Raw genomic sequence first — 18,512 nt, 5'->3', positions numbered from 1 at the left:
CAGCTAAGCGCAAATACTTGTCGCACGTTGCAAGATCAATTCGCACGAATCATCGATGCAAACGGTACGCAGGGAAAAGATCCAACCGCAGTCGCTGAACGGCTGGCGGAAACTGGGACGTGTTTTCGCGATCCTGTTCCTGCGACTGACGGCAGGACACCTGCGTCGAGGAGGCGGCGGCGCAAAGGGATCCAACTTTGCGCCGCTGTCCTCCGAGCCGATTAATCAAAGCATGAAGAAATTGGCGGGGACACGACGTCAGGCGGCGCCCAGGCAAGTCGAATGCACTATTCGCACATGACGATCTGCGCAGTGGCACCAATCAGCAAGAATTTTGGCGTCGCGACCCAACGGGCTGTGCCACAGGGTTCCCATCTAGCTGGTCATTCAGGCTAACTGCTCCCGATCTTCATAGAGCTTGTGACAAACCAAATGTCAGATAGATTTCGATTGGACGTCGCCCTCTACATTGCCCATGCGGCGTGTGTGGGACGCAAGACCACTTATGGAGAGTTGAGCGCCAAGTTTGGCGACCTGCCAAACGGCTGGCAGTCAATCCTTACAGTGATAGCTGGCCGGTTGCGCAAACATAGCTGCCCGCTACTGCCTGTGCTGGTGGTTGCTGTGGACACAGGGCTGCCAAGCGAAAAAACATATCACCAGTTTGGGCTGGAGGGCGTGGCTGCGACGCGCAAAGAACAGCAGAAGTGCTACGATTTCGACTGGTCTGAGTTCTTTTTCGGCCGGATCTCGAAGGCAAGTGGTTATGCACCCTGGGTATCGGGCTGGCGAAGGGTATCGGGCTAGCGAACCCGCAGCACCGACCTATGCGAACCGACAATTGACGCCGAGGCGCGGCAGCCCTCCAGGCAGAGGAACACGGACAACGGAGCCCGGCAATGTAATACGGTCCTAGCTCGTGGGTCCTGGCACTTTCTGACACCAGCAGCTAATCGCCGGCGAAGCTCGGATGCAATGGCGCGAGCCATCTATTTGCTCGGACTACGATCAAAGCGGGTTGTGTGCCTCATTCAAGCACCAGATGTGGTAACCGCCTTGCTTGTGTACGGCGCCCTCGACCTCCTTTTCGAAGCCGGGGAAGCGCTCGCCCCATTCCTGAAGGGCACGGATGAACGAGAGCCAAGGGCCGTCAACCGGGCCCATGCGCTCACCGGGCATCACGATGGGTATGCCGGGCGGGTACGGCATGATCCCGACCGCGGTGACACGGCCCGCAGTCTTGTCCAACTCGAGCAGCTCGGCATTCCCGCTCTGCAGCTGCTGGAATGCGGCACGCGGCGTCGTCACGATCTCGGGCAGGTTTCCAAAGGCGGCGGCCTGAAGCGCATCTACGCGCATCGCCCGCATCGCCTCGAACATCTCGTCAGCAAGATCGCGGAGGCCCATGTCGCGGTAGCGATCCGGCGCGACTGCGACGATTGCCGGCAGTACCTGTGAAAGCGGCGCGTTCGCGTCGTAGTCGGTCTTGAAGTCCAGCAGCGTGCTGATCAGTGTGCCCCACTTGCCCTTCGTTATGCCCATGGTGAAGAGGCACAGCACCATGAAGTCAGTCGTGCGTGAGGGTATCGTGGCATTGCGGCCGAGATAGGCAGACACCACGGGGGCCGGAATGCCCCGCTCCAGCAGTTTGCCGTCGTCACCCATGCCCGGCGTAACGATGCCTGCCTTGATGGGATCAAGCATACACCAGTTCTCCTCAAGGTCGGCGAATCCGTGCCACGCTGCGCCAGGTTCAAGGACCCAGGCCTCCGGGTCGTTGGCCAGCTGGTCGCGGTCGGCATCGGCGAAGTCGACCATTGCACCGGTCTTCGTGTCGCGAACTTGCGGGGCGTTCCAGGGATGGAAGAACCACTCGTCCCTGCCCGCAAAGTGGCGATGCACCTTTGCCAGCGCCATGCGGAAATCCACTGCCTCTCTGATGACCTCCTGGGTAAGCGTCCGGCCACTTTCACCGTCCATCATTGCAGCGCCGACTTCGTTCGACGCGAACAGCGAATAAAGCGGTGACGTCGTCACCTGGATTACAAAGGATTCGTTGAAGCGGCTGTGTTCAACGGGATTACGCCCGTTGCGTATGTGGATGAAGGACGCCTGAGACAGCGCCGCCAGCAGTTTGTGCGTCGAGTGCGTAGCGAAAAGTGTGGGACCATCCTTGGCACGGGTCTTAGGGTCGCCCCGCATCGCATGGCGACCGGCGTACATGGCATTGAAGCGGGCATAGCCATACCACGCTTCATCAAAGTGCAACCTGTCAATGGTTTTGCCCAGCTCGGCCTCGGCTGCCTCGGCATTGAGACACATGCCGTCGTAGGTACAGTTCGTGACGACCGCGTAGACAGGCTTGTCGCCCTTTGCCTGCGCGCGCAACGGGTGGGAGGCGACAGCAGCGGCGATTGCCTCAGGCTTGAAGCTGTCGCGCCGTAGCGGCCCAATGATCCCGTACCGGTTGCGCGTCGGGGTCATGTAGATCGGTATGGCGCCGGAAAGCACCAGCCCCTGCTCGATCGATTTGTGGCAGTTTCGGTCGCAAAGCGCGAACTGATTCTCGCCCACGCAGGCCATGAAGATGGTCCGATTGGATCCCGACGTGCCATTGAGCACAGAGTAGGATAGATCTGCACCGAAGACGCGGGCGATGAAGGCCTCACTCTGCTTCACCGCTGTGATCGAGAAGTGAGCCGAGATTGCCCCTTTCTATCCCGCTATCGGTTCTGAATAGGTTCTCACCAAAGAAATCGAAGAATACCCTCCCTATCGGCGACTTGGCAAAGGCAATTCCGCCCTGATGGCCGGGCGCCGACCAGGAGTGCTCGTCAGACTGGCTGTAACGCAAAAGTGCATCAGTAAACGGCGGCAGAAGTTGTGCCAGATACCGCCGGATTGCTGCGAGCGCCCGGCCGGCAACGAACGTCGCCGTGTCCTCCAGCATCCAAACGAACTCATCGGCGAGCTGCATCGCCTCGACTGTCATCGAAGCCCTGGTATCACGGTCGGCCATGAGAAACACAGGTGCTCGCGAGTTGCGCGCCCGGATGGCGCGCAGCACCTCGGTCGCTGCAGCGTGACTGCCCTCGTCGTTCATTCCCAGCGTCCAATCCACGAAGTAACAGTGCAGGCCGGCATCCGAGTTCACGATCGCCAGGCCGTCCTCATATGAGGTTGCTTCAGCGACCCCTACGTTCTGGTGGCGAAACTCCTCCACCAGTTCTGCTACGGCACGCCCGCGTGAGCTGCCTGGCTTCGCCAGCTCGTCATCGACAATCAGAGCGCGCATTTTGAGCTGAATGTTCGTGCGTCCCAGCATGTCTTATGCCCTCAAAGCTTTGATCACCCTTGTGCGTCGGCGGGAACCAAGCTGGCTCCCGATGAGCCTCTTGCGCTTGGCGTCATTGCAAGGCGGTGGAGGTTGACCGCGGCGGCCAAAGTGCGCTGACATCGATGAGCCACCGAGGTCACGGAGCCACCGAGGTCACGCTAGTTCCTCCCGACGAAGATTGATCGCTGGAGCGAGGCAACGATCAAGAATCGGGCAGGTAAGTTACCGTAGCATTGGACGGCCTCGTTCCGAGCAGGTGAAGGTTGAGCCCCGTACCCGGCGAGCGGTAAGGATAAGAAGTCCAGCCAACAATCTCGCGCCCGCGCGCGGCAGGCTGGCGGTCGCTGATACGGAATGGAGACGAGCCCGTCGCCGGGGCGGCGCCGGGCAAAAACACTGATGCACGCTGTGTCTGCCGCCCTGCAACCCGCGCAGGGCGTATGTTTGTCGTCTGCTGCTCGTTGAAGTCGGTATCGTGCTGCTCGCCGCTGTGACACCAATCAATCGCGTGCGTCTTGACGCAATAGCCCTGAGAACCGTACCCGTCTTGCGTCACGCCAAAAGCCCACACTAGGCAGACCACGCGCCTAACTGCCGACCAGCGGCACGGTAACGGTGGTCGCGTAGTTGATCGGGAAATCGCTGAAGTAGGGGAAGTTGATGGCGAAGGCATAGGTTGCGGTCAGATGCGCCATGCGGAAGCCACCGCTCGCCGGATCGATGGCGATCGTGACGTTCACATCCTTCAAACCCAGGGCCTGCAATTTCTGTGTGGCGATGGATTGGATGTCGGCCTGGGTCAGCGTGTTCTGAAGCTGCAACGAGCGTGATGATGTCTCCAGCGTATAGCGAACGCTGGACACCGAGTTCATAGCCCAGCCGAAGGCGAAGATCCCGAACAGCAGCATGATGAGAAAGGGCGCGATCAGCGCGAATTCCAACCCGGCGCCACCCGATCGATCCCGTCTGAATGCGCCTGCCCTAGCGGACACGGATAACCTCCGAGTGGCCGATGACGCTGGAGCCGGAAAAAACGCCGAAGGTGAAGGGCGGCACCCAGGTGGCCGATGCCTGGATCTGAACATAGACCGATGGCACCTTCGGCCCACTGCACAAGGCCGAAGCGTCGACCACGGTCGTCCCGCACATGTAAATCCGGCTTAGCGTGACCTGGCCATCCGAGGGCCGTTTCTCCCAGCTCGAAATGGCAACAGCCTGGGTCGCCGTATCATTGGTCGATCCTCCCATGACCAGGTTCGCGGCGGTCTTCACGCCGGCGCGCATCGACATCGAGTTCGTCATATAGGACCAGCCATCGGCGATGCCGAGCAGCGCCACGCACAGGAAGGGCAGGACCATCGCGAACTCGACCGCGGCAACCCCGGCTTTATCGTGCAGCATCGGCATCGATCGGCGTTCCATGGCGGCTACTCGACCAGTGCCACGGACTGCGTGGCCGGAATGTCGCGCATTCCGAGGCTCGTGCAATCCTGACTGATGGTTGAGTTGCCGGACCATTGGATCGTGTCCGCAACGACCTGGGTGCATCCGTTCTGGCCAGAGAAGTTGCCGAGATAGTTGACCTGCTGCTTGGGGAAATAAAGCGCGCCCGTCAGCAGCGAAGCGGCCGTGCCGTTGAAAGTGCTCTGTCCGCCTGTACTCGTTCTGTCACCATACATCAGCACGCCGGAATAAGTGCCTGATGTCGGGGCGCTCAAAGAAACGGTGGCGTTACCGTTCATCGACACGCGCGAGGAGCCAGCGAGGTAAATGGTGACGCCGTCACCAGAGACATTGGCGTTCGCATTCACCTTGAAATCGCCACTCTGGATGACATAGACGCCGGGCTGCAGCGTAACGGTGCCGCTGAGGCTGAGCCCGCTGCAATAGGTGCCGGGTTTCAGCGTCGACTTGTTGGCGTTCTGGCAAGGGTTCGAGGCCGCGGGGGCCGGCAGGTCGGCAAATGGATCGGCGGCAGGCAAAGCCTGGGTGATCGGGGCCGCGCAGACGGTCGTGACGGGATTGCTGAGAGAGACGCCGCCCGCCGTTATCAGGCAATCGGCCTGGAGCCCCGCCGAGCCTTGAAGCTTGATGGCGTCAGACGCGATCGAGTTGGACATCACCGAGCAGCCGATGAGCTTGACGCTGGTGTTGCCGGAAAACAATGCCGCCTGCGAAGCGGACGGATCGAGCGCGAGCACGCAGGCCTTCGAAGCATTTGTGATCAGGGCCACCGCCCTCGCCTGTTCGGGAACCTGGCCCTGCGTGAAGAGCGAGGTGAACATCCGGTCGAGGTTCTGGCCGACGATGACCTCGACCGCCTTCTTCGCCGTGTTCGGCCCGGATGCTGGCGGCGTATTGACGACGATCGTACCGGAGCCCAGCCCATTTGATGCGGCCGACTGGGTTGCGGCCGCGACGATCGTCGGCTTGTCGGACCCTGAGATCTGTTCGAGCGCGCCGGCATAGGCCGCGGCATCGGCGGTCGCCTGCAGCCTCAGGCTGTTGTAGTACCAGTAGGAGGTTTCCACCCCTAAGCCTGCGGCGCCGACGACGATCGGCAAGGTCAGGGCGAAGATGGTGGCGACGTTTGCGTTCGTACCCCGGCAAAAGCCGTTCTCTCTAAGCCGAATTCGGGTAAAGCAACTGAGGGTCATGAAATAGATTAGAAAACATGCATATATGAACGAAGGGCTAAAAAGTTCGGTTCATTTTTGAGCAGTGATCTATTGGCTTCCAAAACAAGCTGTTTGTTGGCTAATCAACGCGCACAGGACAGCTCGGTGAGCAGAAAGCTCGCGCCGGAGATAGTTTACCATTTGCTAACTGGGCAATTGCGAAGCGAGTTACACGTGCCCCTGCTTGCCGGATGGCCCGGACTTCACGCGGATAGAATTGGTGTCGACCCGGCGGCCGCTCTGGCCGACATCTCGCGCTGTACGGCAAGGAAGAATCTGCGCACTTCATCGCTAGCCGCTATTTTGTCTCTGCCGGATCCGACAACGAGATCGAGCAACTCCGACGCCTTGGCCCTCCAGAACGAAGTGGCGGTATCGCCATGCAGGTTGTCGAGTTTGGCGGCGACTTCCCTCACCAGCACTGTTTGACGATCAATCGGGAATGCGCGGACTTTTTCTGGGGACATCTTCCGAACCATGAACTGACGCAACGAATCAACCATTGCTGAACAAGCAATGGCGTAGCCGCGAATGTGGAAACGGAAGCTTAACGGCGCTGGCATTGACGCGTCCAGATCCGCCCACGGCATCGCCGTGTCGGTCCAATCGCGATCGTCGGCATTTCAATCGGAGGAGGTGAAAACGGCGGCGGCCTTCAAGCCTGCAGCGTTCTCGCCTCGCCGCCACGCTTGCGCGGCCTCATCATGTCCCTGGCTATCAGTCCGCTCGCCCGACAAAACGCCATGAACGCCCGGCAGGCATCTTCGGTCTTGACCACGTCCACCGTGGCGCCAAAGCAGGCGTTGAATGCCTTCTGATAGATCGGGCCCTGACGGCGCACAGGCCAGCCCTGAAGAATATCGGGCGCCTGTTCGACGCTGTAGATCTCCTCGACTGGCAGGCCGGGCGCGGGTGCTATGCGCACCGGAACCTCGAATTGCAGTCTGTCCATGTCCCTATCTCCCGAACCGGCGTCCCAATGCTGTTCGTCGTCAAAAATTGCTTCGACCGCCTTTGGCGCAGAAATGTGTCGTCACTGCGGTCGCGACCCCTTTGTGATCGCGACCGCGCCAAGGGCCGCCAGGCTTACTGGTTCGCCGAATCCGTCTCAGCGTCGAAAGCCATGCGCACGGCCGTGATCAGCACAAGGATCGTCGGCACGGCGAAGATGCCCCCGAGGACAAGTGCCGCCATTTCCGACAGGCCGAGAGTCTCGGCAACCGCCCAATAGACGGTTCCGATGCAGATGAGCGCCTGGACGGAGAGGAACGCGGCAGCCGAAATGGCGCGCGACAGGGTTTTGAATGTCTTGATGCGTTGCATTGAAATGGTCCGGAAACGACACGCCGCGCGATTGGTGCTCGGCCGACGGCCGCGGCACGATCACGACGCGAACAGGGATGGAAATGAGGTGAAGCTGCGGTCCTGGACCGCTCAGGCCGCGATGGCCGGCGGTGCGCGCGGCTGATGGGCATTTGCCTCGGGGCCGGCGGGTGCTCCGTATCCCGAAACAACCGCTTTCGGCGAAGTCCGTACAATCCAAAGAAAAGCAGCGTCGAGAACCGGCAAAGCGGGATGACCGCTGGCGAACTTGACCAGGGCCGGCCGCCCGGCGCGAACCTCCAGTGCCTGCGCCTTGCCGGTGACACGCAACGGCGCCGCCGCCTCGCCAGACCGCTCCAGGCCGACGCTGGCGGCATCGCCCGATGCAGCGTGCACGAAGGCTGGCACGTCCGGGCAGCCGAGGCACAGCATCGCCAGCAGCACCATGCCCATCAGGCATGAGCAGGCAGCCGTCAGCGGCGCTTGAAGCAATCTGGTGCGCCTGGCCGCCGTGAAGGGAAGCGGTCTCGAAAACATCGCCCGCCCTAGCGCACGATGGCCGGAAAGGAAAGCAAGCCGGGCAAAAACCGGCAAGACATCACCTCCTGCAAGGCGAATATCCGAAGTGCACGGCTATATCGGGCAGTTCTTCCTTGAACCTTTTGCCCTCAAATGCCAAATCTGGGGAGATTTTCACGTCGGCTCTTTCAAAGGGCCTCATCGGTTGCACGGACAAAATGGTCACCTATCTCGACGCCGCCACGGCACCACTCAGAAACACCGGCCAGATCCGCCTCTATGGCGAGGAAGGCTTTGCCGGCATGCGCAAGGCATGCGATCTCACCGCGCGCTGTCTCGACGAACTGGTGCCGATGGTCGAGCCCGGCGTCACCACAGAAGCCATCGACCGCTTCGTCTTCGAATTCGGCATGGACCACGGCGCGCTGCCGGCAACGCTCAACTATCGCGGCTACACGAAATCGTCCTGCACCTCGATCAACCATGTCGTCTGCCATGGCATTCCCGACAACAAGCCGCTCAAGGATGGCGACATCGTCAACATCGACGTCACCTACATCCTCGACGGCTGGCACGGCGATTCTTCGCGCATGTACCCGGTCGGCACCATCAAGCGCGCCGCCGAGCGCCTGCTCGAGGTCACCCATGAATGCCTGATGCGCGGCATTGCGGCGATCAGGCCCGGCGCCCGCACCGGCGCCATCGGCGCCGCCATCCAGACCTATGCCGAGGCCGAGCGCTGCTCGGTGGTGCGCGATTTCTGCGGCCACGGCGTCGGCCAGCTTTTCCACGACGCACCCAACATCCTGCACTATGGCAGCGCCAATGAGGGCGTCGAGATGCGTCCAGGCATGATCTTCACCGTCGAGCCGATGATCAATCTCGGCCGGCCGCATGTGAAGGTGCTGTCGGATGGCTGGACCGCGGTGACACGCGACCGCTCGCTGTCGGCACAGTACGAACACACGATCGGCGTCACCGACACCGGCTGCGAGATTTTCACCCTGTCGCCCAACAAGCTCGACCGCCCCGGCCTGCCGGCCTAGCCTTGTTTTGCCGGTTCTTTCCGGCCCAGGAAAATGCGGAGCAGCTCGTGGGGACCGGAAGCGACGACGACGAGCGAGGCTTCTTCTCCGAAGTGCCGGTCCGGCCAGCGGCGAAAGCAAAGGCGCTCAACGACAAGCCGCATTATCTCGGCCATCGCGACCGCTTGCGCGAGCGCTTTGCCACGGCCGGTCCGGAGGCCCTGCCCGACTACGAATTGTTGGAACTTCTGCTCTTTCGCCTGATCCCCCGCGCCGACACCAAACCGGTGGCCAAGGCGCTTCTGGCGCGCTTCGGCACGCTGGCCGAAGTGCTTGGCGCACCGCTTGCATTGCTGCAGGAGGTCAAGGGCATCGGCCCCGCGGTGGCGCTCGACCTGAAGGTCGTCGCGGCGACCGCGCAGCGCATGGCGCGCGGCGAGGTCCATGGCCGCGAGGTCCTCTCCTCATGGACGCAGCTTCTCGACTATTGCCGCTCGGCAATGGCCTTCGAGGAGCGCGAGCAGTTCCGCATCCTGTTCCTCGACAAGAAGAACGCGCTGATCGCCGACGAGGTGCAACAGGTCGGCACCGTCGACCACACGCCTGTCTACCCACGCGAGGTGATCAAGCGCGCGCTCGACCTCTCGGCGACCGCGATCATTCTGGTGCACAACCATCCGTCAGGCGATCCGACGCCATCGCGCGCCGACATCGAGATGACGAAGGAGATCGTCGACGCGGCCAAGCGACTGGGCATCGCCGTGCATGACCACATCATCATCGGGCGCAAAGGCTATTCCAGCATGAAGGGCCTGCTGCTGATCTAGTGCGATGAGCTATACGCTGGCGAAGTCGTGTTTGCCGGGAGAAGCCAGGCGTTCGCGCGTGACATATCGGTGGCGCCGCACTGGATCGCACCCACCGACTTCCCTTGTTTCAACGCCTTTCCGACAACCACTCGACCACCGTTACCGTGCCGCTGGTGGGCAGACTAGGACCATGGTCTGGCCGGTATGGGACTTCAGTGCCGCGACGGTCTCATGGCGTTGATTTATATTGGAATATCAAATGGTTATGGAGTTCGTTGGTTGTCAGGCTCGCGCATTGAAACCGTATTTGTCTAAAGTTTATTGCGCACGATTAGTGAATCCTCATATGACGCTGCTCTAGCGGTTGGGCGGAGGTTCCTCAAGGAGGAGATATCATGACAAACCGAAAAACTCTGTTAGCGGCGCTCGCCGCATTGGCGCTTCTTGCGTCTCCGGCGCTCGCCGGAAACGGGCACGGCAACGGCGGTGGCAATGCTGGCGGCAATGGTGGAGGCAACGGCAACGGGCACGGCCACGCCGGCGGCAACGGCAAGAGCGGGGCTTCGCATGGCAAGTCTGCGTCGGCTCCGGGGCGGGCGGCCAAGGCGGTAACGGACACAACGACCGACACCACGGTCAATACGAAGTCCGTGCACAAGGACAAGAACATCCATGCCAAGCTTGGCCGGCTGAACTCGCTGCAGCGCAACATCAACGCCTACATGAACTCCAAGAGCAAGAAGTTCGCCGGCATTCAGGCCTTCGTGACGCAGTCCGCGATAGCCAAGAACGCCCAGATCGCGGCTGACGAGGCGGCCGCGGCGGCGGCCGACGCCCAGGATAAGCTGAATGCCCTGAATGCGCAGTTGACCACGCTGCAGGCGGACCCGTCCGCCACGCCTGAACAAATCCAGGACCTGAACGATCAGATCGCTGCTCAGCAGGCCGTTGTCGCCGCCGACAACGCGACGGCCGCCCAGGCCCAAGCGGCGGCTGACGCGGCAACGGTCGGCACCGATCAGGCATCGCTCGACGCGGCGCTGACGGACATGGCCAACAAGCCGGTCGACGCCGATGTCACGGATTGGGCCGAGGGCGTGCTTGCCGACAAGATCGACCAAATGGCCGACGCGCTCCAGAAGGCGGGGACACCGTAGGTATCGCGACCCAAAACAGCAGTCTAGGAAGATGCCGCCGGGCCTGGCCTGGCGGCGTTGCTGTTTCCTGGTCTCGACTTTCACGTTGAACAAAGCGTCGCGATAATTTCTTCGGGGCCAATGCGTCCCTTGACAGCACTTGCGCCTTGATTGGCGAAGTCGATCCAGCCCTCGTTGAAGCCGTCCAGCATGCGCATGCGCGGCCCCGGATTTTTCATGCCTTGGGATAGGAACAGGCCCTCCCAAGTGTCCCGGGGCACCGTTTCGACCCGCACCGGCCGTCCCAACGCCTTGGTGAAGGCGATCGCCAGGTCGTTGGGCGAGACACGGCGCGGGCCTTCGAGTTCGACCACGCGCCTGCCCGTCCAATGCTCCTGGATCAGGTCCGCCGCAATCCGCCCCACATCGCTCGTCGCGACCATCGCGAACGGCTTGTCGGCAGGCATCAGGAAGCTCGAGAGCACACCTGTGTCGCGTGCGGAGGCGACATCCCACATTGCGTTTTCGAGGAACCAACCCGGTCTCAGGAAGGTCACCGGCAACGGCAGCGCCGAGAGCGCCTCTTCCAGCATCGTGCGCTGCGACAAGAGATTGTCCTGCGCTGCATCGGCTCCAATCGTCGACAGGCAAAGCACTCTGTCCGGCAGCGCGGCCTTCAGCGCTTCGACGATGGCGTCGATGACCTTGCGAGCCTCGGGGTAGCCGGGCTCGGGGTCGAACTCCGATGGGGGCAGGATGAAGACCCCCTCGGCGCCGGTGAACGCAGCTGTCAGCGCCGCGGCGTCCTCAAGTCCGGCAAGTACGACCTCGCAGCCGCGTGCCGCCCATTCTTCACCTTTGTTGGCGTCCCTGACCACGGCGCGGACAGGCCGGCAGGCGAGATCGAGCCCGCGGTAGAGACCGCGCTCGAATTCGCCGTAGAGCGCGACGATCTGCTCGTCGAAAAAGGGCAGGACCTGGGTGAACAGCGCGCCGGTGATGTGCTTCACCGGGTCGAGCCAGAAGTAGCAGTTGAGCAGGCCTGCCCAGGCGATGCTGCCGGCGGAGCGCCCGTTCGGTCCCGGCTGGGTGTTGATGTCGAAAGACAGGCCCCATTTATGCGGCTGTTCCGGGAACTGGTCGAAGCTGCGGGAATAGGACGGCTGCGCCGAGCGCATCTGCTGGACGTTCAGCTCGCCGATCTGGTTCTGCATCATCATGGCGACCGTCTCCTGACGCAGGATTCGGACGCCATGCAGCGCGCCTCCGTTCAGCAGCGCCTGCAGGAACGCCATGTAGTCTCGCGGCGTCGAGAAAGCACCGCCACCGCCCATGAAGAACTCCGGCCGCTGCGGCATCTCGAAGGGCGCCGGCTCCAGCCCGCCGTCGGCGCGGCGATTGTGGAAGGTAGCGACGCGCCGCTTCTGCCCGGCCCCGATCAGAAAGCCTGAATCCTTCATGCCTAGCGGCGCGAAGATGTTCTCACGAAAGTAGATCTCGAGCGACTGATCCGACACCGCCTCGACCAGCTTGCCGACCCAGTCAATGCTGATGCCGTATTCCCACCGCTCGCCAGGCTCGAATTCGAGCGGAGCCGCGAAGGCAGCATTTTTGCAGGTCGCGATGTCGGGCATACCCGTCACCTTCTCGTAGCGGGTCAGAGCCTCGCTCCAGATCGAGTAGGTGTAGCCGGAGGTATGCGTCAGCAGATGGCGCACCTTGATCGCACGCCTGGCCGGCCGCAGTCGCGGCGTTCCGTCCTCGGCAACGCCGTCGAGAACCTGCGGCGCGGCCAGTTCAGGCAGGTATTTCGCCGCGTCGTCATCCAGATGCAGGCGGCCCTGCTCGATCAGCTGCATGCAGGCCGTCGCCGTGAAGGCCTTGGTCATCGACAGCAGCCAGAACACCGTGTCGAGCGTCATCGGTGTGCCCGTTGCGACGTTCGCCTTGCCGAAGGCACCCTCGTAGACAATGCCTTTCGGTGTCGCCGCGACGGCGATGACGCCGGCCACGTCGTTCTTTGAGACGCCGTCGCAAGGCGGCGTCGATCGCCTTGAACCGCACGGACGAACCGGCCGCCGTTGTTCCGGCCAAAGCGGGGCTGACCGTATCGAGAGCCAGAATGGCTCCCAGCATTCCGCCGCGCTGAAGCATCGTCCTGCGTGTGAGGTGGTCCATGGCTAACTCCTTTCCGGATCGAAGGAAATCCGATTTGCTCGGCCGTTCGCCCCCGGCGTTGCCAGGACGTCACCCTTGTAAGTCGTGCCATGACATGATTCACGCGCATAAGGATCAGTGCTAAAGTGACTCAGATTCACTGCTGATCGCGTTAGGCTCCGGCGGAGACGTGCAGGGCGAAGGGAGATCGAATGGTTTTCGATACACGGCTTCTGACCGGTGTCGGTGTCCTGGCAGCGGTAACGGAGGCAGGGAATTTCGCCCGCGCCGCGGAGATGCTCGGCCTGACGCCGTCAGCGGTGAGTCGGGCCGTCGCGCGCCTGGAAGCGCGGGTCGGTGTTCGGCTTTTCGATCGCAATCCACGCGAGGTCAGCCTTACCGAGGAAGGCCGCCGCTTCCACACGCAGGTGATGCCGCTTCTGGCTGGCCTGGATGAGGCGGCCGCCGAGGCCGCGGGCGCGGCGGCGGTGGTGCGCGGCCGGCTGCGCGTCTCGGTGGACCCGTGGTTCGCGCGTATGGTGCTTGCATCGAAGCTGCAGGCGTTTCTGGTTCGCTATCCCCTGCTGTCGGTCGATTTCCTGACCAGCAACTATCGCCAGGAGATGATGACCGGCGTCGACGTGGCGGTGCGCTTCGGGCCTCCCGATGAGTCGTCCCTCATCGTGCGCAAGCTGCTGGAGACCCGCATCCTGACGGTCGCCGCTCCGGCCTATCTCGAAAAGCACGGCGAGCCGCGATCACCCCATGATCTCGTCCATCACGAAGCGCTTCTGTTCCGCGATCCCCAGACCGGCCTGCCCTTTCCCTGGGAGTTCCGGCGCGGCGGGGAGGTCAAGGAGGTCAAGGTCTCCAGTCGTCTGGTGATGGATGACCCTTCGGTCGCGATCGCCGCTTGCCTGGCCGGTCAAGCCATTTTCCAGAGCCTCGCGATCGGCTTGGCGCCTCTACTGTCGCGAGGCGAGCTTGTTCAGATCCTGCCGGAATGGTCGGAGGAACTCTATCCGCTCTATGCCTATCACCCCTCGCGCCATCTCCCGCCGGCGAAGGTCAGGGCGCTTCTGGATTTCATCCAGGAGATTGCTGTCGGCGCGTAATCGATCCGCACGGTTTCGCGGAAGCTTTTGGCTGCCGGCGCTGCAACGGATTTGAGCGCCATTCACGCGAGCGCCGCGGATCTGGGGCGAATCGGTGTTGCAACTGCCGGCAACCATCAGGCGGAAAGGCCAATCCAGCATGAGGGCCTGGAAACGGCCTTTTCGAAAGGTCGCGGCGGCAAAAAGGGTGCATTTTTCCCGTCAAGATAGTCGGCTCTGGAATTTCGATCGCAAATCAAGCATGATGACCTTGGCATTCGCCGGGACAGCTTCGCGCGCCCTCGAATGCCGGGAGGACGGGACATGGCCGTAGCGCTTGTACTCGTTTTGGTCGTCGTGGGCTCGGTGTTGTTTCACCTCCTGAGCCCATGGTGGTGGACGCCGATTGCCTCGAACTGGAGCTATATCGACAACACCATCATCATCACCTTCTGGATCACCGGCGTCGTCTTCTCCGCGGTGGTTCTGTTCATGGCCTATTGCGTCTTCCGCTTCCGTCATCGGGACGGAAACCGGGCTGCCTACGAACCGGAGAACAAACGGCTCGAATCGTGGCTGACGATCGTCACGGCGGTAGGGGTCACGGCGTTGCTGGTTCCCGGCCTGTTCGTCTGGAGCCGGTTTGTCAACGTCCCGAGCGACGCAACCGACGTCGAAGTCGTTGGCCAGCAGTGGCAGTGGAGTTTCCGCCTGCCGGGCAAGGACGGCAAGCTTGGCACATCCGACACCCGTGACGTCACCTCTGACAATCCGCTGGGCGTGATCGCCAGCGATCCCAATGGTCAGGACGATGTCGTGGTCGAGGCGGCTGATCTGCATCTGCCGGTCGGCAAGCCGGTCAAGATGCTGCTCCGCTCGATCGATGTGCTGCACGATTTCTATGTGCCGGAATTCCGCGCCAAGATGGACATGATCCCTGGCTCGGTCACCTATTTCTGGTTCACCCCGACCAAGACCGGAACCTTTCAGGTCTTGTGCGCCGAACTTTGCGGCCAAGGCCATCCTTTGATGCATGGTGTGGTCATGGTCGACACCCAGCAAGACTATCTGGCCTGGCTTGGCCAGCAACAGACTTTCGCCCAGTTGTCGGCACCCCAGCAAACGGGCTCGGCAGACCAGGCGCCGGGCAAGACGACGGCGTCAGGTTTGAATATTGCAGCAAAGCTCGAAACGGTCGGGTCTCGCTGAAAAGGACACGGAGGTGTTCCTATGGTCGACATCACGCCTGCAGATGGCATCCCGCCGGCCGAAGTCGCGGAGGTGGAACTCTACCATCCGCACAGTTGGTGGACGAAATACGTCTTCTCGCAGGACGCCAAGGTCATCGCCATCCAGTATTCGGCGACAGCGACGGGAATAGGCCTGGTCGCCCTGGTGCTGTCCTGGCTGATGCGGCTGCAGCTCGGCTTCCCCGGTACGTTCGACTTCATCACTCCGGAAGCCTACTACCAGTTCATCACCATGCACGGCATGATCATGGTGATCTACCTGCTCACCGCCCTCTTCCTCGGTGGCTTTGGCAACTATCTGATCCCATTGATGGTCGGCGCGCGTGACATGGTCTTTCCCTATGTCAACATGCTGAGCTACTGGATCTACCTGCTCGCCGTGCTGGTTCTGGTGTCGAGCTTCTTTGCGCCCGGCGGACCGACCGGGGCCGGCTGGACGCTCTACCCGCCGCAAGCCATCATGAGCGGCACACCAGGCGGCCAGGACTGGGGCATCATCCTGATGCTGTCCTCGCTGATCCTGTTCATCATCGGTTTCACGATGGGCGGCCTGAACTATGTGGTGACCGTGCTGCAGGGCCGTACGCGCGGCATGACAATGATGCGCCTGCCGCTGACCGTCTGGGGCATCTTCACCGCGACCGTCATGGCCCTGCTCGCCTTTCCGGCGCTGTTTGTCGCCTGCGTGATGATGCTGCTCGACCGCGCCCTCGGCACCAGCTTCTTCATGCCGGCGATCTCCGAGATGGGCGAGCAACTGCAGCACAATGGCGGCAGCCCGATCCTGTTCCAGCACCTGTTCTGGTTCTTCGGCCATCCCGAGGTCTACATCGTGGCGCTGCCGGCGTTCGGCATCGTATCCGACCTGATCAGCACCCATGCACGCAAGAACATCTTCGGCTACCGGATGATGGTCTGGGCCATCGTCGGCATTGGCGCGCTGAGCTTCGTGGTCTGGGCGCACCACATGTATGTCAGCGGGATGGACCCCTATTTTGGCTTCTTCTTCGCCACCACGACGCTCATCATCGCCGTTCCGACCGCCATCAAGGTCTACAATTGGGTGCTCACCCTATGGCGGGGCGACATCCATCTCACCGTACCCATGCTCTTCGCCCTGGCGTTCATCGTCACCTTTGTGAACGGCGGGCTGACCGGGTTGTTTCTCGGCAATGTCGTCGTCGATGTTCCGCTGTCCGACACGATGTTCGTCGTCGCCCATTTTCATATGGTCATGGGTGTCGCCCCGATCCTCGTGGTTTTTGGCGCGATCTACCATTGGTACCCGAAGGTCACCGGCCGGATGCTCGACGAGATGTTGGGCCGGTTCCATTTCTGGGTCACGTTCCTCGGCGCCTACCTGATTTTCTTCCCCATGCACTACCTAGGCCTGATGGGCGTGCCGCGGCGCTACGCTGAACTGACCGACATGACCATCATGACGGAATCGGCCCACCACCTGAACTCGTTCATCAGCATCATGGCCTTCATCGTCGGCTTTGCCCAAATGGTGTTCTTGTTCAATCTGATCTGGAGCATCCGCCATGGCCGCGAGGCCGGCGGCAATCCGTGGCGGGCCACGACCCTCGAATGGCAGACGCCGCATACACCGCCGACGCACGGCAATTTCGGCAAGGATCTGCCGATCGTCTATCGCTGGCCCTATGACTACAGCGTACCGGGCGCCAAGGAGGATTTCATCCCGCAGAACATGCCGGGCACCTTCGGCCCCTCGAGGGAGCCGGCATGAGCGTGATCCTGGTCTTCCTGCTCGTCATTGCCGGGTTTGCCGGATGGTGGCTTTCGCACCAGCGGCTGACCGCCAAGCCATGGCTAGAACAAGGTCTGGCCGGCGATTTTGTCGGCCTCGACCGGTCGGCGCTGCCCACCGCCAAGATCGGCCTCGGCGTCTTCCTCGCCGTCGTCGGCTGCCTGTTTTCGCTGTTCACCAGCGCCTACTTTATGCGCATGGGCCTGTCGGACTGGCGGCCTCTGCCGCTGCCGCGCCTGCTCTGGCTGAACACGGGCGTGCTGGTCCTGAGCAGCATCGCGCTGCAATGCGCCGTGGTGGCGGCACGCAACGGTCAGATCGACATGGTCAGGCTTGGCCTTGCGACGGCCGGGCTCACGGCGCTTGCCTTCCTGATCGGACAGCTCATGGCATGGCGGCAGATGACCGACGACGGCTATCTGCTGAGCTCGAATCCGGCCAACAGCTTTTTCTACCTGATCACCGGCATGCATGGCCTGCACATACTGGGCGGGCTGGTGGGCCTGGGCAGAACAACTGTCGGCGCATGGAACGGAGCACGACCCGAGCGGCTTCGCCTCGGCGTCGAACTGTGCGCCATGTACTGGCATTTCCTGCTCTTAGTCTGGCTCGCCATCTTTGCCCTGCTGGCCGGTTGGGCCGCTACGTTCATCGACATTTGCCGACAGTTGCTGACCTGAAGGGATCAAGCGGATGGCAGAGACACTGACGCATATCGGCAAGACGGAGCCACGGCCCTCAGGCTGGCAAGGCATTGCCGCCGACTGGTCCTCGGATCAGCGTGCGTTCAAGAACGTGTCCTGGGGCAAGGCCATGATGTGGATCTTCCTGCTCAGCGACACCTTCATCTTCGGCTGCTTCCTGCTCTCCTACATGACCGCGCGTATGTCGACACGCGTGCCGTGGCCCAATCCGAGCGAAGTCTTTGCGCTTCGCATCGGCGGCTCGGATATCCCGCTGATCCTGATTGCCATCATGACCTTCGTGCTGATCTCAAGCAGCGGAACGATGGCCATGGCGGCCAATTTCGGCTATCGCCGCGACCGCCGCAAGACGGCAATCCTCATGCTTCTGACCGCGGCACTCGGCGCGACCTTTGTCGGCATGCAGGCCTTCGAATGGACCAAGCTGATCACTGAAGGGGTGCGGCCCTGGGGCAATCCCTGGGGCGCTGCACAATTCGGTTCGTCTTTCTTCATGATCACCGGTTTCCACGGCACTCATGTGACGATTGGGGTGATCTTCCTGATCATTGTGGCGCGAAAGGTCTGGCGCGGCGATTTCGACACCGGACGGCGTGGTTTCTTCACCAGCCGAACGGGCCGCTACGAGAACGTCGAGATCATGGGGCTGTACTGGCACTTCGTCGACCTGGTCTGGGTGTTCATCTTCGCATTCTTCTATCTTTGGTGA

At 61.8% G+C, this 18,512-nt stretch carries 18 protein-coding genes and 2 pseudogenes; 10 read left to right on the top strand and 10 right to left on the bottom strand.

All coding sequences use genetic code 11. The annotated features are described in order from the left end of the window. The first annotated feature begins 55 nt into the window (after positions 1-55). Both CGZ66_RS39255 and CGZ66_RS21975 read left to right on the top strand, forming a co-directional pair. On the top strand, positions 56-301 hold the full coding sequence (locus tag CGZ66_RS39255; protein ID WP_143748804.1) for a hypothetical protein: 246 nt from the start codon (positions 56-58) through the stop codon (positions 299-301). Between the two features lie 149 nt (positions 302-450). Beyond that, positions 451-807, top strand: coding sequence for a hypothetical protein (locus CGZ66_RS21975; RefSeq protein WP_095087748.1), 357 nt, complete (start codon positions 451-453; stop codon positions 805-807). Positions 808-1,008: 201 nt separating this feature from the next. On the opposite strand, the pseudogene CGZ66_RS41560 reads toward CGZ66_RS21975, so the two are convergent. The 9 genes and pseudogenes from CGZ66_RS41560 to CGZ66_RS21935 form a co-directional block, all read right to left on the bottom strand. After that, a pseudogene (locus tag CGZ66_RS41560) lies at positions 1,009-2,854 on the bottom strand (Orn/Lys/Arg family decarboxylase). 48 nt (positions 2,855-2,902) lie between these two features. Next, positions 2,903-3,295 (bottom strand): annotated as a pseudogene (locus CGZ66_RS41555) (Orn/Lys/Arg decarboxylase N-terminal domain-containing protein); the annotation flags it as partial. Between the two features lie 629 nt (positions 3,296-3,924). Next, positions 3,925-4,329, bottom strand: a complete 405-nt coding sequence (locus CGZ66_RS21965) for a TadE/TadG family type IV pilus assembly protein (protein WP_095087747.1) — start codon at positions 4,327-4,329, stop codon at positions 3,925-3,927. Further along, entirely contained in the window at positions 4,319-4,759 is a 441-nt protein-coding gene (locus tag CGZ66_RS21960; protein ID WP_167392206.1) for a TadE/TadG family type IV pilus assembly protein, read from the bottom strand. The genes CGZ66_RS21965 and CGZ66_RS21960 overlap by 11 nt, the downstream gene beginning before the upstream one ends. Before the next feature lie 5 nt (positions 4,760-4,764). Continuing rightward, entirely contained in the window at positions 4,765-5,994 is a 1,230-nt protein-coding gene (locus CGZ66_RS21955; protein WP_167392205.1) for a pilus assembly protein TadG-related protein, read from the bottom strand. Positions 5,995-6,218: 224 nt separating this feature from the next. Beyond that, the gene (locus CGZ66_RS21950) at positions 6,219-6,605 is read right to left on the bottom strand and encodes a DUF6074 family protein (protein ID WP_245331165.1); all 387 of its coding nucleotides are present in this window, start codon (positions 6,603-6,605) and stop codon (positions 6,219-6,221) included. Positions 6,606-6,670: 65 nt separating this feature from the next. Beyond that, positions 6,671-6,967, bottom strand: a complete 297-nt coding sequence (locus tag CGZ66_RS21945; protein WP_095087745.1) for a DUF982 domain-containing protein — start codon at positions 6,965-6,967, stop codon at positions 6,671-6,673. 134 nt (positions 6,968-7,101) lie between these two features. Then, entirely contained in the window at positions 7,102-7,338 is a 237-nt protein-coding gene (locus CGZ66_RS21940) for a hypothetical protein (protein WP_095087744.1), read from the bottom strand. A gap of 111 nt (positions 7,339-7,449) precedes the next feature. Continuing rightward, entirely contained in the window at positions 7,450-7,875 is a 426-nt protein-coding gene (locus CGZ66_RS21935; RefSeq protein ID WP_095087742.1) for a hypothetical protein, read from the bottom strand. A 200-nt stretch (positions 7,876-8,075) separates the two neighbouring features. On the opposite strand from CGZ66_RS21935, the gene map reads away from it, so the two are divergent. From map to CGZ66_RS21920, 3 genes are all read left to right on the top strand, one after another. After that, the gene (map, locus tag CGZ66_RS21930; RefSeq protein WP_095087741.1) at positions 8,076-8,903 is read left to right on the top strand and encodes a type I methionyl aminopeptidase; all 828 of its coding nucleotides are present in this window, start codon (positions 8,076-8,078) and stop codon (positions 8,901-8,903) included. Between the two features lie 47 nt (positions 8,904-8,950). Then, the gene (gene radC / locus CGZ66_RS21925; protein WP_095088103.1) at positions 8,951-9,709 is read left to right on the top strand and encodes a RadC family protein; all 759 of its coding nucleotides are present in this window, start codon (positions 8,951-8,953) and stop codon (positions 9,707-9,709) included. A 377-nt stretch (positions 9,710-10,086) separates the two neighbouring features. Beyond that, the gene (locus CGZ66_RS21920; protein ID WP_095087739.1) at positions 10,087-10,848 is read left to right on the top strand and encodes a hypothetical protein; all 762 of its coding nucleotides are present in this window, start codon (positions 10,087-10,089) and stop codon (positions 10,846-10,848) included. An 80-nt stretch (positions 10,849-10,928) separates the two neighbouring features. Here the strand turns inward: CGZ66_RS21920 and CGZ66_RS41550 are convergent, their stop codons facing one another. Then, positions 10,929-12,839: a serine hydrolase gene (locus CGZ66_RS41550; protein WP_342586868.1), complete on the bottom strand. Its 1,911-nt coding sequence runs from the start codon at positions 12,837-12,839 to the stop codon at positions 10,929-10,931. Positions 12,840-13,196: 357 nt separating this feature from the next. Here CGZ66_RS41550 and CGZ66_RS21910 point away from each other — a divergent pair, with 357 nt between their 5' ends. The 5 genes from CGZ66_RS21910 to CGZ66_RS21890 all read left to right on the top strand — a co-directional run bounded on the left by CGZ66_RS21910 (position 13,197) and on the right by CGZ66_RS21890 (position 18,512). Then, the gene (locus CGZ66_RS21910; RefSeq protein WP_095087738.1) at positions 13,197-14,099 is read left to right on the top strand and encodes a LysR family transcriptional regulator; all 903 of its coding nucleotides are present in this window, start codon (positions 13,197-13,199) and stop codon (positions 14,097-14,099) included. Between the two features lie 303 nt (positions 14,100-14,402). Then, positions 14,403-15,287 carry a cytochrome c oxidase subunit II gene (locus CGZ66_RS21905; RefSeq protein WP_095087736.1) on the top strand — a complete coding sequence of 295 codons (885 nt, stop codon included), beginning with the start codon at positions 14,403-14,405 and terminating at the stop codon, positions 15,285-15,287. Positions 15,288-15,308: 21 nt separating this feature from the next. Continuing rightward, positions 15,309-17,078 (top strand): cytochrome c oxidase subunit I, encoded by a 1,770-nt coding sequence (ctaD, locus tag CGZ66_RS21900; RefSeq protein ID WP_095087735.1) that lies wholly within the window; start codon positions 15,309-15,311, stop codon positions 17,076-17,078. Continuing rightward, a complete protein-coding gene (locus tag CGZ66_RS21895) occupies positions 17,075-17,779 on the top strand; it encodes a cytochrome c oxidase subunit 3 (protein WP_095087733.1) in 705 nt (234 codons plus the stop codon). Before ctaD ends, CGZ66_RS21895 begins: the two co-directional genes overlap by 4 nt. Before the next feature lie 13 nt (positions 17,780-17,792). After that, a complete protein-coding gene (locus tag CGZ66_RS21890) occupies positions 17,793-18,512 on the top strand; it encodes a heme-copper oxidase subunit III family protein (protein ID WP_095087731.1) in 720 nt (239 codons plus the stop codon).

This window comes from Mesorhizobium sophorae (assembly GCF_002270415.1).
GTDB lineage: Bacteria > Pseudomonadota > Alphaproteobacteria > Rhizobiales > Rhizobiaceae > Mesorhizobium > Mesorhizobium sophorae.
Note: the sequence above shows the minus strand (reverse complement) of the source record. Positions and strands in the feature narration are given on the sequence as shown.

Bases quoted from the DNA above. Each gene is read 5' to 3' on its own strand.
- CGZ66_RS39255 (WP_143748804.1), top strand. From the start codon at position 56: ATGCAAACGGTACGCAGGGAAAAGATCCAACCGCAGTCGCTGAACGGC.
- CGZ66_RS21960 (WP_167392206.1), bottom strand. From the start codon at position 4,759: ATGGAACGCCGATCGATGCCGATGCTGCACGATAAAGCCGGGGTTGCC.
- CGZ66_RS21955 (WP_167392205.1), bottom strand. From the start codon at position 5,994: ATGACCCTCAGTTGCTTTACCCGAATTCGGCTTAGAGAGAACGGCTTT.
- CGZ66_RS21950 (WP_245331165.1), bottom strand. From the start codon at position 6,605: ATGCCGTGGGCGGATCTGGACGCGTCAATGCCAGCGCCGTTAAGCTTC.
- CGZ66_RS21945 (WP_095087745.1), bottom strand. From the start codon at position 6,967: ATGGACAGACTGCAATTCGAGGTTCCGGTGCGCATAGCACCCGCGCCC.
- CGZ66_RS21940 (WP_095087744.1), bottom strand. From the start codon at position 7,338: ATGCAACGCATCAAGACATTCAAAACCCTGTCGCGCGCCATTTCGGCT.
- CGZ66_RS21935 (WP_095087742.1), bottom strand. From the start codon at position 7,875: ATGTTTTCGAGACCGCTTCCCTTCACGGCGGCCAGGCGCACCAGATTG.
- map (WP_095087741.1), top strand. From the start codon at position 8,076: ATGGTCACCTATCTCGACGCCGCCACGGCACCACTCAGAAACACCGGC.
- CGZ66_RS21920 (WP_095087739.1), top strand. From the start codon at position 10,087: ATGACAAACCGAAAAACTCTGTTAGCGGCGCTCGCCGCATTGGCGCTT.
- CGZ66_RS21910 (WP_095087738.1), top strand. From the start codon at position 13,197: ATGGTTTTCGATACACGGCTTCTGACCGGTGTCGGTGTCCTGGCAGCG.
- CGZ66_RS21905 (WP_095087736.1), top strand. From the start codon at position 14,403: ATGGCCGTAGCGCTTGTACTCGTTTTGGTCGTCGTGGGCTCGGTGTTG.
- ctaD (WP_095087735.1), top strand. From the start codon at position 15,309: ATGGTCGACATCACGCCTGCAGATGGCATCCCGCCGGCCGAAGTCGCG.
- CGZ66_RS21895 (WP_095087733.1), top strand. From the start codon at position 17,075: ATGAGCGTGATCCTGGTCTTCCTGCTCGTCATTGCCGGGTTTGCCGGA.
- CGZ66_RS21890 (WP_095087731.1), top strand. From the start codon at position 17,793: ATGGCAGAGACACTGACGCATATCGGCAAGACGGAGCCACGGCCCTCA.